Annotated in this window: 15 protein-coding genes; 12 read left to right on the top strand and 3 right to left on the bottom strand. The window is 40.6% G+C overall.

The window, feature by feature from the left end; translation table 11 throughout:
* The first annotated feature begins 1 nt into the window (after position 1).
* From ACFPXP_RS19570 to ACFPXP_RS19560, 3 genes are read left to right on the top strand one after another with little or no spacing between them, the layout of a single operon-like run.
* Positions 2–694 carry a response regulator transcription factor gene (locus tag ACFPXP_RS19570; protein ID WP_127608036.1) on the top strand — a complete coding sequence of 231 codons (693 nt, stop codon included), beginning with the start codon at positions 2–4 and terminating at the stop codon, positions 692–694.
* Positions 691–1770, top strand: coding sequence for a sensor histidine kinase (locus ACFPXP_RS19565; RefSeq protein ID WP_379896085.1), 1080 nt, complete (start codon positions 691–693; stop codon positions 1768–1770). Before ACFPXP_RS19570 ends, ACFPXP_RS19565 begins: the two co-directional genes overlap by 4 nt.
* Positions 1771–1793: 23 nt before the next feature.
* Positions 1794–2693, top strand: coding sequence for a WD40/YVTN/BNR-like repeat-containing protein (locus tag ACFPXP_RS19560; RefSeq protein ID WP_379896084.1), 900 nt, complete (start codon positions 1794–1796; stop codon positions 2691–2693).
* A 62-nt stretch (positions 2694–2755) separates the two neighbouring features.
* Here the strand turns inward: ACFPXP_RS19560 and ACFPXP_RS19555 are convergent, their stop codons facing one another.
* On the bottom strand, positions 2756–4417 hold the full coding sequence (locus tag ACFPXP_RS19555) for a multicopper oxidase family protein (RefSeq protein ID WP_379896083.1): 1662 nt from the start codon (positions 4415–4417) through the stop codon (positions 2756–2758).
* Between the two features lie 176 nt (positions 4418–4593).
* Between ACFPXP_RS19555 and ACFPXP_RS19550 the strand changes: the two genes are divergently transcribed.
* The 9 genes from ACFPXP_RS19550 to ACFPXP_RS19510 all read left to right on the top strand — a co-directional run bounded on the left by ACFPXP_RS19550 (position 4594) and on the right by ACFPXP_RS19510 (position 11524).
* Positions 4594–5028 (top strand): BlaI/MecI/CopY family transcriptional regulator, encoded by a 435-nt coding sequence (locus tag ACFPXP_RS19550; protein ID WP_127608032.1) that lies wholly within the window; start codon positions 4594–4596, stop codon positions 5026–5028.
* Positions 5025–5882, top strand: coding sequence for a M56 family metallopeptidase (locus ACFPXP_RS19545; RefSeq protein WP_379896082.1), 858 nt, complete (start codon positions 5025–5027; stop codon positions 5880–5882). Before ACFPXP_RS19550 ends, ACFPXP_RS19545 begins: the two co-directional genes overlap by 4 nt.
* 60 nt (positions 5883–5942) lie before the next feature.
* Positions 5943–6656 carry a cytochrome c biogenesis CcdA family protein gene (locus tag ACFPXP_RS19540; protein WP_127608030.1) on the top strand — a complete coding sequence of 238 codons (714 nt, stop codon included), beginning with the start codon at positions 5943–5945 and terminating at the stop codon, positions 6654–6656.
* A gap of 61 nt (positions 6657–6717) precedes the next feature.
* Entirely contained in the window at positions 6718–7233 is a 516-nt protein-coding gene (locus ACFPXP_RS19535) for a TlpA family protein disulfide reductase (RefSeq protein WP_127608029.1), read from the top strand.
* A gap of 13 nt (positions 7234–7246) precedes the next feature.
* Positions 7247–8104: a prolipoprotein diacylglyceryl transferase family protein gene (locus ACFPXP_RS19530; RefSeq protein ID WP_379896081.1), complete on the top strand. Its 858-nt coding sequence runs from the start codon at positions 7247–7249 to the stop codon at positions 8102–8104.
* A 144-nt stretch (positions 8105–8248) separates the two neighbouring features.
* Positions 8249–9055 carry a prolipoprotein diacylglyceryl transferase gene (gene lgt, locus ACFPXP_RS19525; protein ID WP_379896080.1) on the top strand — a complete coding sequence of 269 codons (807 nt, stop codon included), beginning with the start codon at positions 8249–8251 and terminating at the stop codon, positions 9053–9055.
* A gap of 14 nt (positions 9056–9069) precedes the next feature.
* The gene (locus tag ACFPXP_RS19520) at positions 9070–9480 is read left to right on the top strand and encodes a rhodanese-like domain-containing protein (RefSeq protein ID WP_236595681.1); all 411 of its coding nucleotides are present in this window, start codon (positions 9070–9072) and stop codon (positions 9478–9480) included.
* Positions 9481–9523: 43 nt separating this feature from the next.
* Positions 9524–11017, top strand: coding sequence for a multicopper oxidase family protein (locus ACFPXP_RS19515; protein WP_379896079.1), 1494 nt, complete (start codon positions 9524–9526; stop codon positions 11015–11017).
* Between the two features lie 39 nt (positions 11018–11056).
* Entirely contained in the window at positions 11057–11524 is a 468-nt protein-coding gene (locus ACFPXP_RS19510; protein ID WP_379896078.1) for a putative iron-sulfur cluster-binding metallochaperone, read from the top strand.
* Positions 11525–11566: 42 nt separating this feature from the next.
* Here the strand turns inward: ACFPXP_RS19510 and ACFPXP_RS19505 are convergent, their stop codons facing one another.
* Together ACFPXP_RS19505 and ACFPXP_RS19500 are read right to left on the bottom strand one after the other, a co-directional pair.
* The gene (locus tag ACFPXP_RS19505; protein WP_379896077.1) at positions 11567–11968 is read right to left on the bottom strand and encodes a cupredoxin domain-containing protein; all 402 of its coding nucleotides are present in this window, start codon (positions 11966–11968) and stop codon (positions 11567–11569) included.
* Positions 11956–12225 carry a hypothetical protein gene (locus ACFPXP_RS19500; RefSeq protein ID WP_379896076.1) on the bottom strand — a complete coding sequence of 90 codons (270 nt, stop codon included), beginning with the start codon at positions 12223–12225 and terminating at the stop codon, positions 11956–11958. The genes ACFPXP_RS19505 and ACFPXP_RS19500 overlap by 13 nt, the downstream gene beginning before the upstream one ends.
* Between the last annotated feature and the right edge of the window lie 224 nt (positions 12226–12449).

Here is a 12449-nt window from a genome sequence, read left to right as displayed (position 1 = left end):
TATGAAGAGCATTTTAATAGTCGATGATGAGGAAAAAATCCGCGATGTCATTAGTTCTTATTTGGTAAAGGAGGGGTACAACGTCGTTGAGGCGGGAACGGGTATAGAAGCCTTATCGTTTATCGAATCAACGGCAATCGACTTGGTCATACTGGATTTGATGCTTCCGGATATTCCTGGAGAAGAAGTATGCCAAAAAATTCGTCAGCAAAGCTCCGTTCCCATTCTTATGCTTACCGCAAAGGTTTCAGAAAATAATCGGATACAAGGTCTTTCGCTTGGTGCAGATGATTATTTGATTAAGCCTTTTGATGTTCGAGAGTTGGTTGCCAGGGTTAGGGCAATCCTTCGACGTTCCGATGATAGTTATTTACTTGCTGATCGCGTCTCTTTTAACGATGGCGAGCTTATTATCGATGTTTTACGCCATGAGGTATATTTAAATGGAGCTCCGATTGTGTTAACTCCGAACGAATATAAACTGCTGATGGTTTTAGCCCGACATCCTCAAAGACATTTTACAAGAGAAGAATTGGTGGAAAAAGTGTATGGTTTTGATTATGCGGGGGATGTTCGGTCCATTGATCAGCATGTTAAAAATTTACGTCAAAAAATTGAGCCGGATCCTAAAAAACCGGAATATATCGTTACCCTTTACGGTGTTGGGTATCGCTTTATGGGTGGTACTAGATGAGAAAAACCGGATTGCGTGCCCGCCTTTCCTTCATTTTTATTTTTACGGTGGCAGCCATACTCGTATTCGTTAGTATAAGTCTTATATTTGAGACGCATTATCACTTCTTGATGTATCAGAACCAGTCGATGGGAATGACTCACGATTTTTCTCAGCTTATTTATCATTTAGAACAAGCATTGATTCAATCCATCGTTTGGACATTTTTGGTAGCGCTTCTTTTGACCATCGGTATTAGCTTATATATAGCGAAACGAGTATCTGCGCCGCTGATCACAATGAAACATGTTGCGGAAAAAATGACACATGGACATTTAGAATCAAGGTCAAACATTAAAGGAAATGACGAGTTGGCGGATCTGGGAGCCTCATTAAATCAACTTGCAGAACAATTGCAAAATCAGGAACATTTGCGCAAAATAATGACTCAAGATATTGCACATGAATTGCGTACTCCGCTTGCAACGTTAAAAAGTCACATGCAAGCATTCCAAGATGGAGTTTGGCAACCGACACCGTCGCGGATTCAAGCCTGTTATGAAGAAATCGAGCGATTAATTCGTTTGGTTGCAGATTTGGAGCAACTCACACATATAGAATCCTCCCAATTTCGATTATCTTTGAAACAAGAAGACATAAGTAAGTTGATCCAACATGGAGTAAGCGTGGTATCAGCTGCCTACATGCAAAAAAATGTTCAACTCATAGTCAAAAGTGCTCCCTCAATCATCATACAGGTTGACAAGGAACGTCTTATTCAAGTTCTTGTTAATCTGTTAAGCAATGCTTTGGAATTTACCCCGGAAAATAGATATGTGGAAATAAAAGCGACGGATAAGGGGGAAAGTGTTCTTATCACTGTGAGTGATACTGGATCAGGTATTTCGCCTAAAGATTTGCCATATGTTTTCGAACGGTTTTATCGGGGGGACAAATCGCGAAATCGAAAATCCGGGGGTGGAGGTATTGGTCTTACAATCGTAAAAAAAATAGTCGAAGCCCACCATGGATCGGTATGGATTGAAAGCAACCATGGAACTATTGTTTATATTCAACTTCCTAAAAATTTGGATTAGTAACTGAAGGAGAAGAGATAAATATGGCCAGTAAGAAAAAAGGATCTTCGTTGAGTATAGGGTGGGTATTTTCGATCGTTATGATTGGAATTTTAGGCGTGGCTGTCTGGGGAATCATAAATAGGACAAGCTCAGCGGACGAGTTAAAACCCGGCTCGGCAACGCATCCTCATGTCTTTAGCTATTCTGCAGATGAATCAACTGTCTGGTTAGGAACGCATACAGGTGTTTATGAATATAACAACGGGAAATGGTTACGCACATTACAACCTTTGCAAAGTAACGACGTAATGGGACTGGAAATCGATCCAACAAATCCGGAAAAAATGATAGTTTCCGGTCATGGTTTTGTTAAGCGATCATTAGACGGTGGAAAGACTTGGGATGTGGCCGAAGACGGGCTGCCGAATAAACAAAAACCAAATGAACCGGATGCGCACCTTTTGGCCATGGATACAAATAACCCTGAGCATCTTTATACAATGCTTGCTGGTCCAGGAGACAATCTGTATGAATCCAACAACGGTGGGAATACCTGGACGAAGGTAGGTGTTATTCCTCAAGCTGCATATTCTATAGCAATTGCACCCGGTCAATCTTCATCCATTATTGCCGGCACAGAAAGCGGGCTGTACCGTTACGATATAATGGATAACAATATAAAAGAGACGAAGATCGGTAATGAGCCGACATTTCAAATTTTTATTACGCCAACCGGGGAAATCATTACTATGAATGAAAGCGGAGTTCAAAGATCGAACGACTTAACAACTTGGAAGCCAATGCTAGTCGATTTGAATGGAGAAATGCCGCTTGGGATCAAAGGTTCGAAGAAAGACGCCAACCGTCTGTTAATTGTGACTGAAAGGTATTCGGTATTTGAAAGTAAAGACGGTGGTGAGAGCTGGGTGAAAACAAAATAACAACCTGCAAAAAACAGCCTGATTTTACGCTAATTTAAGGCGTAAGATCAGGCCATTTAAGGTTATTCAGGCTTATTGCCGGCATTCGGATCAGGTACAAAATCGCTCTTATAGTCGGTATATCGCAAATGCGTAACCATACCTGCTGCAGCATGGTGAAGTTCGTGACAGTGGAACATCCAGTCTCCTGGATTATCCGCAACAAAAGCCACTTCGTATTCTTCTCCTGGTTTCAAATTAAGTGTGTCTTTCACGATGGGTGAGCCTTCTATAGGCTTACCGTTCTTGCTAAGAACTTGGAAGAAATGACCATGAAGGTGCATGGGATGATCGTCGGTCTTGGAATTATTGACTAATCGGACTTTGACGAGGTCTCCCTTTTTGACTTTGATTTTCTCAGTGTCGGGATATGTTTTTCCATTAATCGTATAGACCTGCTGTCCACTCTGTTGATCCGTATTCAGATCCATCGTGTACTCTAAATCATATTTTTGGTCCAATGTGAACACTGAATTTGATGATTGCCCATAACGTGTCAAATCAAGGATTGGCAGCGCGGCAGTTTCGTTTGGCTTGTCTGTATCTGCGTTTGCGCCTTCGTAGGCAATGATGGCCTTCATGCCTTTCACACGCGGATCATCTCCGTGATCTTCGATATACCATTGCCCGGGGTTGTTCGCTTCAAATTCGAGATCGTAGCGTTCTCCCGGAGCAATCGAAATGACCTGATCATTGATAGAAGCAGGATTGTTGATCGGTTGTCCGTCAGTAGAGACGACTTTAAATTCGTGCCCATGTAAATGGATATTATGCGAAAGTAATCCAGCGTTAACGAGTCGAATGCGAACTTTTTCGCCCTTTTTCACTATAAGTTTATCAATCGAGTCTCCCGACTTCCCATTGATTGAATATATATCGTACATACTCATATCATGACCTTCAGCCGAAGAACCGTGAGCATCATCACTCATATTTCCATGGTCAATGTTATTTTCACTCGATGCCTGGTCTTTTGAAGAATCCATATTCATGTTGCTATGATCCATCGATGACATATCCATGTTCATGCTGCTATTGTCCATTGATGACATGTCCATATCGCCCATGCTCATCCATTCATCTAAAACTAACGTATAATCCCGATCCACTTTCTCATCTGTTCCTTCAACAATAAACGCACCGTAGAGGCCCTTATCCACTTGATTAGCACCGTCTTGATGAGAATGGTACCAGTAAGTGCCGGGAACAGTAGCTTTAAATTCATAGACAAATGACTTCCCAGGTTGTACAGCATTTTGAGTTACACCCGGAATGCCGTCCATTTCGTTGGGAACAGGTAAACCATGCCAATGTATCGTAGTGGGTTCAGGCAAATCGTTTTTTAATGTGATTTTGACGGTGTCGCCTTGTTTAACACGAAATTCGGGGCCTGGCACAGAGTTATTAAATGTCCATACAGGCAACGTTTTTCCAGGAGTGATTTCTAAATTGCTTGTTTTTGCGGTAAGCGTAAATTCCTTCCCCTTTAAGGTTGTCATCTTTGATGTTTTATCTTGTGTATTTACATTAGACTGATTGCTGCTATCCGTATTGGTCATACCGGATTGATTCATGTTCGAGTGATCCATTCCTTCCATCGAATCCTTCGAATCAAAGCAGGCTGTAAGCAAAACAGCAAATATTGCAAAAACGAATACTAATTTAAAACTTGTACCAATCTTCATAATGCTTCCTCCCTATCCTCAATACTTTTGTCTATAACATTTATCACAAACTAATCATAATGCATGATTATGTAGAACTTATGTAGGGAGGCCGGATTCATTTTTGACCGATTTGTGAGCGATTGACACAGTGTATTTAATAGACTACAATTTGTAGTGTGGGGGGGGTGCAGAAAATGACAAATGTGAAGAAGTTTAATGTGAATGAAGAAGGATTAAATCGTTTTTTCGGCCCACTCGAAGCCAAGATTATGAACATATTGTGGTTGTCCGATGGTATGAGTATCAAGGATGTGCAGTCAATTTTAAATCAGGAAAGTCCTATTTCGTTTAACACAGTGATGACCGTAATGAATCGATTGCTGGAAAAAGGGCACCTTAGTAAAGATACACGTGGAAAAGGCAGGAATAGGGTGACAGTTTTCGAACCTGTGCAAACGAAAGAACAATTTCTGCACGTACAAACTAAGGCGGTTACAGATGGCCTCATTCAAGAATTTGGTGATCTTGTTGTGGGACACATGATTGATGCGTTGGAGGATGCCGACTCTGAATTGATCAATAAATTATCGGATAAATTAAATCAACTGAAAAGCAGGAAAGATTTATGAATCCTGTATTCCGAATAAATTTCATTTTCGGTTCCTTGTTACTCGTCGGTGTTATGATTTTAGTACAAATGGGCCTATATATAGCGCATCAACTATGGGATGTTCGCCTTCCCTGGAACTTTTTCCAATATTGTATAAGTGCATTAAAGGAAGAAACCGTAGCCCATAATGTCACAAAATTTTTGATCAACGTGATCATTTTATATACGTTTGGGAAAATGATCTGGCGTCTTTACAAGCAATTACGTTTAACCCAAAAATGGCTCAGGGTGTTTCATAGCAAGAAACATACGAAACTTACCAAACAACTGAATGATAAGTATAAAAAGTGGGGGACAGAGTTCATTGTTGTTAATGATGAGAAGTTTATTGCTCTAACAATAGGATTCTTCCAGCCCCGAATTATTGTTTCAACCGGAGTATTGAGCATGTTTTCTAATCATGAAGTAGAAGCCATTCTGCTTCATGAGTGGTACCACTGCCGGAATCGTGACCCATTGAAAATGTTCCTGTTAGCTTTGATCCTTGACGGGTTAGGGTATATACCGACGATGAAGGCGATGGTACGTGATTTTAAGACCTGGAAGGAATTGCTTGCCGACCGATTCGCCATTAAGCAAATGGGGACGGAGTATTATTTAGGCAATGTTCTGCTAAAGCTATCAAAAGTAGGCAAGATTCAGCACTCTACTGCAGTTGCTTACTTTGCAGAAAATGCAATCAATTATCGAATTATGCAAGTTCTTGAACCGAAACAGCGGATCCATGTTCCCATGTCTGACTTTAAACCGTTGTTACTGACCCTATCTCTTATATTTATTATGAGTAGCATTATTTTAGGTGGGTGTTCGTAAGCCCGCCCTTTTCAAACAATTTACACTACAATCAGTAGTGTAAAAATGGAGGTAACCTTTTTGAATGCTGCAGATTTAAGCATTTGGCTTGTATTTGGCGCAGGTCTTTTATCATTTATTTCGCCCTGCTGTCTTCCATTGTATCCTTCTTATCTATCATACATTACAGGTATTTCTGTAAAAGATTTGCAAGAAGGTAAAGGAATGCTCCACCGGCAAGCGATGATGCATACGGTGTTTTTTATGATCGGTTTCTCAATTATTTTTATTGCTCTCGGTATCTCAGTTAGTTTCATAGGAAACTTATTTACTGATTATCAAGACCTGATACGCAAACTTGGAGGTATTATGGTCGCTGTTATGGGTCTGGTTATGCTTGGAGTTTTTACACCCAAGTTCTTAATGAAAGACGCGAGAGTTACTTTCAAGAACAAGCCAGTTGGTTATTTTGGTTCCGTACTTGTCGGGATAACGTATGCGGCGGGTTGGACACCCTGCGTCGGACCAATTTTGTCGGCGGTGATTATGCTTGGAGTGGCCAATCCGAATCAGGCAATTATCTATACCGTTGCTTACACAATTGGTTTTGCTATTCCGTTTTTCGTGATGGCATTCTTTATCGGACGATTAAAATCGATACTTAAATATTCAGGCATCTTGATGAAAATTGGTGGGGCCTTGATGGTATTGACCGGAATTCTGTTGTATACGGACCAAATGACAAAAATTACGATTTTCTTGATTCAGTTATTCGGTGGATTTACAGGATTTTAAAAGGAAGTAGTATGCTGGAAAATATAACTTTTTGAATATGGTAATGGAGAGAAGGAAAAGGATGAAAAAACAATGGATAGTGCTAGCGACTATTGTTGTTCTCACCGTTGCGGCTGTTTATCAATCGCCATCACCAAATAATAAGGAAGAACTGCCCAAAGTAGGGTATCGAGCCCCGCAGATTTCACTAACTGGACTTGATGGGAAGGCGTATTCTTTTGATGACTTGAATGGCAAACCCGTTGTTATTAACTTTTGGGCATCATGGTGCGGCCCATGCAGGATTGAGGCGCCCGATTTGGTGAGACTGTATGAAAAATATAATGAACAGATCGAGATTTATGCAGTAAACGTTACTGTCGGCGACAGTATTGATGGAGCAAAAGCTTTTGTGGAGGAATACGGTTTTGATTTCCCCGTTTTACTGGATCCGGAAGGAACAGTGTCTGGGCGATATCAGATCAGGCCAATTCCAACAACCTTTTTTGTAAATGGGAAAGGCGTCATTGTGGATCAGGTAATCGGAGTTGTAGATTCCCGAGATTTGGAAAGTAAATTTAAGCGACTTATTCGTTAGGGGGCAAAGGGTTATGCCGGAAATACTGCAATTTGGACCCTTTATGATTAAATTGAACTGGCTGCTGATGGGGTTTTCAGGAATGGTTGGCTACTATGTACTGCAAAAGCTAATCAAAAACTCCCCTTTCTATGATAGTCCAATTCTTGATAAGCTTTTCAATAGTTTTATTATCGTATTCTTCGTCTGGAAATTCAGCCCCTTGCTTTTCTCGCCGTCTATTTTATGGAGTAACCCGTATCGATTAATTACTATGATTGGTTCTTCAACGGGATTATGGATAGGAGTTACGGTTGCCGTATTTTACATGACCATAAGTATACGGCGATTGAAAGTTCCGGCTTTTTTTATTGGTGACCTGCTTGCTATTGGAACCATCACGTCAGTCCTCGTATACAGTTTGATTGGATGGCAATACGGTTCGGCTACTTCGTTGCCTTGGGGAATTTCGATTGAAAGCCCTCAGTTTAAATATCATCCTATCAATGTTTACATGCTGTTTATTACAGTTCCCATGCTCATTTACTTGTGGAGACAACGGTCGAAGGTCGGTTCGGGAAACATAGTTGTTCTGTTTTTAACTTATTTTGGTGCAGGCTTGATGCTAGTGTCGTTATTTAAGCCGAAAGCACTTTTTCTACTAGGGTTATCTGGACAACAAATCGTGTATTTGTTGATGATGGCAGCGGGATTTATATCTTCCATGTTCTTAAACAGATTGAAACATCATGAACAGACATCAATAAGCGAAAGGGATGAAGATCAACATGATGCCGCGTGGGTATTATCTTCTGATCCAGGAAATGCTGTTGCTGACCAAATCCGATCTGAAAATTCGAGCAAAGAGAACAGGACAATATTTTCAGATTAAACAAGATGCATTAACGTTTATACAAACAGAATGGTTTGAAGCGCTCTGCTTTGCGGTGGATTTAGACCCGGATGCGGTAAGGGACTGTTTTTTTGGGCGAACGCCTAATTTGCAAAACAATTATAGGGCAAGGTAGGGTATAGGATGAGAGTGATTCTTTTTTCGATTGGCGATTTCCAAGTGCGATCATATGGATTGGTCGTTGCTTTAGCCATCATGTTGGCCATGGGTGTGGCGTATTATTTAGCAAAAGGGACAACATATCGCAAACATATTCCAAACATGATGTTTTATGTAATAATCGGAGCAATCTTGGTTGCGAGAATTTGGCATGTGTTCTTCTTCCAATGGGACTATTACTCCAAACATTTAGTGGAGATACCTGCTATTTGGAACGGAGGTATTGCCATTCAAGGAGCGCTAGTAGGTGGATTTATCGCTGCGGCGATTTACGCCCGAGTGGCTCGGATTTCATTTTGGGAGATGGCGGACACGATGGCGCCAGCTATTATATTTGGCCAGGCTATCGGTCGTATCGCTTGCTTTTTAAATGGAGATGCGTATGGATCACCTACAGGCTCAAGTTTTGGCATCGTTTATCCGGAAGGCACAATGGCATATGCCGAATACGGTCCGCAACCACTTTGGCCAGCCGAGATATGGGAAGGTCAGTGGGATTTCATTGTATTTGCGATTTTATTGATCATGAAAAATAAAACATGGCCTAAAGGGTTTTTGTTCTTATCTTATAACATCTTGTATGCGATCGGAAGGTTTATGCTGGAGTTTTTAAGAGGTGACTCTCCTAGATATCTTTTTAATTGGACAGCAGGACAATGGACGAGTGTAGTTGTGATTGTAATTAGTCTGGTAATCATGATGATCTTCACTTTAAGACAGAAACGAAAAGACCCCGAAGATCTTTCGCCCAAGTTAGAACAAATTCATTAAAAGGAGGGTCGCTTGTGATAAGAAATAAGTGGTTTGTCTTACTTGTATTGATTGTAGTTATGTTAGGAGCGGCCTCCATCAAGTTTTTAACAACGAACAAGTCCCTAGAAACTATACCTGAACTGCAAATCGTGGATACTAAGATGCTCACGAATATGATAAACAGTAAAAAAGATATGGTCATTGTCGATTTAAGGGAACCCGAATTATTTTCCAATAGTAGAGTACCCAACTCGATAAACATTCCTTTTGAGGAGATTCAGTTGAGGTATACTGAACTGCCTAAGGATAAGGAAATTGTCTTTGTGTGTCATACCGGTCGTATGGGAGTGGAAAGTGGGAACCTTTTGTTAGAGAATGGTTATAACCAGGTTTATAATCTTGACGGCGGTATGGCTAAATGGACGGGGGACCTCGAGAAGTAACTATCCGTTAAAATACGAGCACGTTAAGAAGGAGGACTAGCGGTTGAAAAACATTTATAAAGCAATTCTAATCCTTCTCATTGCCTCAGTCCTTGGTTCTTGTTCAATGATGGGAATGATGAATCGATCAGAACCCACAAGTGAAAAAAGACAACGGAAAGAAGTGGATATTAATCAGTTTTCAATACTTCCAATCGATGATACCTTTTATACAAGGCCTCAAATCGAAGGCGATAAGATCACATATAATATCGTTGCACAAAAAACGAAACAAGAGGTCTCGTCGGGAATAAAACTAAACCTTTATTCCTATAACGGAACAGTACCCGGCCAAGAAATCCGTGTAAAAGTGGGGCAGCAGGTAGAAGTCAATTTGAAGAATGAGCTGGATCAGCCCGTAACCATCCACTGGCATGGATATCCTGTTCCGGTAGATATGGATGGAGTACCCGGGGTAACACAGAACGCAGTGAAACCTGGAGAGAGTTTTCAGTATTCATTTACAGCAACCGTTCCAGGCACCTATTGGTATCATTCCCATTACAAAAGTGCCGAGCAAGTGGATCTTGGGTTATATGGTGCACTGATCGTGGAGGGCGACCGGCAAACGGAGTTGGACCGAGATTATACGTTTATCCTGGATGAGATGAATAGTAAGGGAAAAGCAGGACCAAAGGGTATGATGGGAAGCTCCAATGATGATCTTTTCACTGTAAATGGCAAGTCTGGTGATTTGATTTCTGCGTACGAAATTCAAACGGGTGAGAATGTGCGGTTACGTTTTATAAATGCAGGATATATAACCCATTATATGAACTTGGGTTCGATCGAATATAGAGTCGTGGCGGTTGATGGGCAGGCAGTAATGGATCCGCAAATAATCCAAAATAAGCTTTTGCCCGTTGGACCAGGGGAAAGATACGATGTGGAATTTACTGCGCCCGATAGCAGCTTTTTTATAAGAGAGATGATAAATACGCCTGCTGCAGATGGATTAATCATTCCATTAATTAATAGAACATCCAAGAAAACATTGGATGAAACGGAGTATGACGGAATCTTTACATTGATTGGATCCGGGATTGCAACAGAATATGCATCTCTTGCATCAAATAAATATGATCAAGAATACAAGATGGTGCTGTCGCATGGAATGAAAGGAATGGGGATGATCTATACAATTAATGGAAGGACATATCCTGATATCGATCCGCTTGATGTGAAGAGAGGGGATATTATTAAAGTAACATTAGAAAGCAAAGATATGATGTTCGATCATCCTATGCATTTGCATGGACACTTTTTTCAAGTATTAAGTAAGGATGGCTCACCGGTTGAAGACGGGGCGATCTTCAAAGATACACTTGTTGTAAAACCGGGCGAGAAGTATGAGTTGGCTTTCATTGCAAATAATCCCGGAGAGTGGATGTTTCATTGCCACGATCTCAACCATGCGAGTTCTGGGATGATGACATCAGTACTTTATGACGGGTATGCAATTCCGAGCCATATTGATCAATCGCAGCCGAGCGAGTAAGATTAGCGTGTTTCTACGGACATTAAGGAGTGGTCATCATTGAACGAATGTTGCCAATCATCATCGTTGGAAAAGTCGAATCTTAATTATTGCCCTATTTGTCAGCAAAAGGGCAAGAACGTTCCTCTTATTACACTCAAAGCAATGCTTATACCAAAAGCCTTAGACACCATAGACAGTGAATTGATATACACATTCTGCTCAAATTCCTCATGTGAAGTAGTTTATTTCAGCAATGATCAAACTTACGTTTCAGACGACCTCAAAATATCTGTATTTCAGAAAAACAAGGCTTTGAATGTGCCGGTTTGCTACTGTTTTGGATGGACGAGAAAACGCCTAACGGAAGCAACTCTAAAAAACCAACGCCCCATAGAACATATACGCATGCAGGTACAAGCCAAGCGTTGTGGCTGTGAAGTTAATAACCCGCAAGGGTCTTGTTGTTTGGGTAATGTAACCTCATTTATACGCAGCATTAACACGGATAAAAATCCTACGTCTTAATATCAATATTGTTCTATAATGGATGAACACGAACGGCAGAGATCATTCCAGCCTCCTGATGGCCAGGCAATGTACACACTGCTCGGTATTCACCTGTTTCTCCAGAGTGGAGATTACACTGCTTCTTTGCCCTGGTTTTGCATGGACATGAATATCAGTTCCGACAATTTCAAAGTCATGTTCAACATTTCCTGCGTTATACAAAATAATCTTTATTTTTTCGTTCGCATTCATGTGGATTGTGGATGGGGAAAATGAAAATTCATTCGCTATTATTGCGAGTTCATTTTTGGATAGGTCTGGTAAATTCTTCTCTAGTTGGTGTTCATGCGTAGCGTTAGGATCAGCTGTATTATTGTATTGTTTACCGTAGTAGTTATTGTGTAAATCACTCCCTACACCCAAAATAATTATGATTGCAAACAAAACGATTACGGCAAACACATAATACTAATAGGGATTCCAGAAACTGTCCCGATGATTCCCCCGATTAACATACTAATTATTGTTGCATGAAAGATTTCACCCGGGAGCCATATAACGAGCAGCGTCCCTACGCCTAAACCGATTGTCATTCCCTGCACCATTGCAGCCATCATACCGGCCATACAGGATAAACGATGGCGGAAAACGATAATGAATCGAAGAATCCATATGGTTAAAACGGAATAAATGCCCAGGAAAAAGAAAGTGTTCGTCATTTTTTGCCCTCCAGTAAATGATAGCTTGTATATTAAAAATATGTATGGAATGTCCTAAATATTAATGTGGAAAAAACTTGATTTCAACAACTTCTACGAGAGCGTAAAATATCTTGTGTAAATAGATAAATAGCAAAAAGGAAGACCTTTCTTGTAGAATTAAGTCACCACAACCAACTCACAAGAAAGAGGTCTTCCCTATGAATCATTTTACATCAGATTTA

The sequence above is a fragment of the Marinicrinis lubricantis genome, from assembly GCF_042658665.1.
Taxonomy (GTDB): Bacteria; Bacillota; Bacilli; order Paenibacillales; family KCTC-33676; genus Marinicrinis; species Marinicrinis lubricantis.
This window is presented reverse-complemented; position numbering and strand designations above follow the sequence as displayed.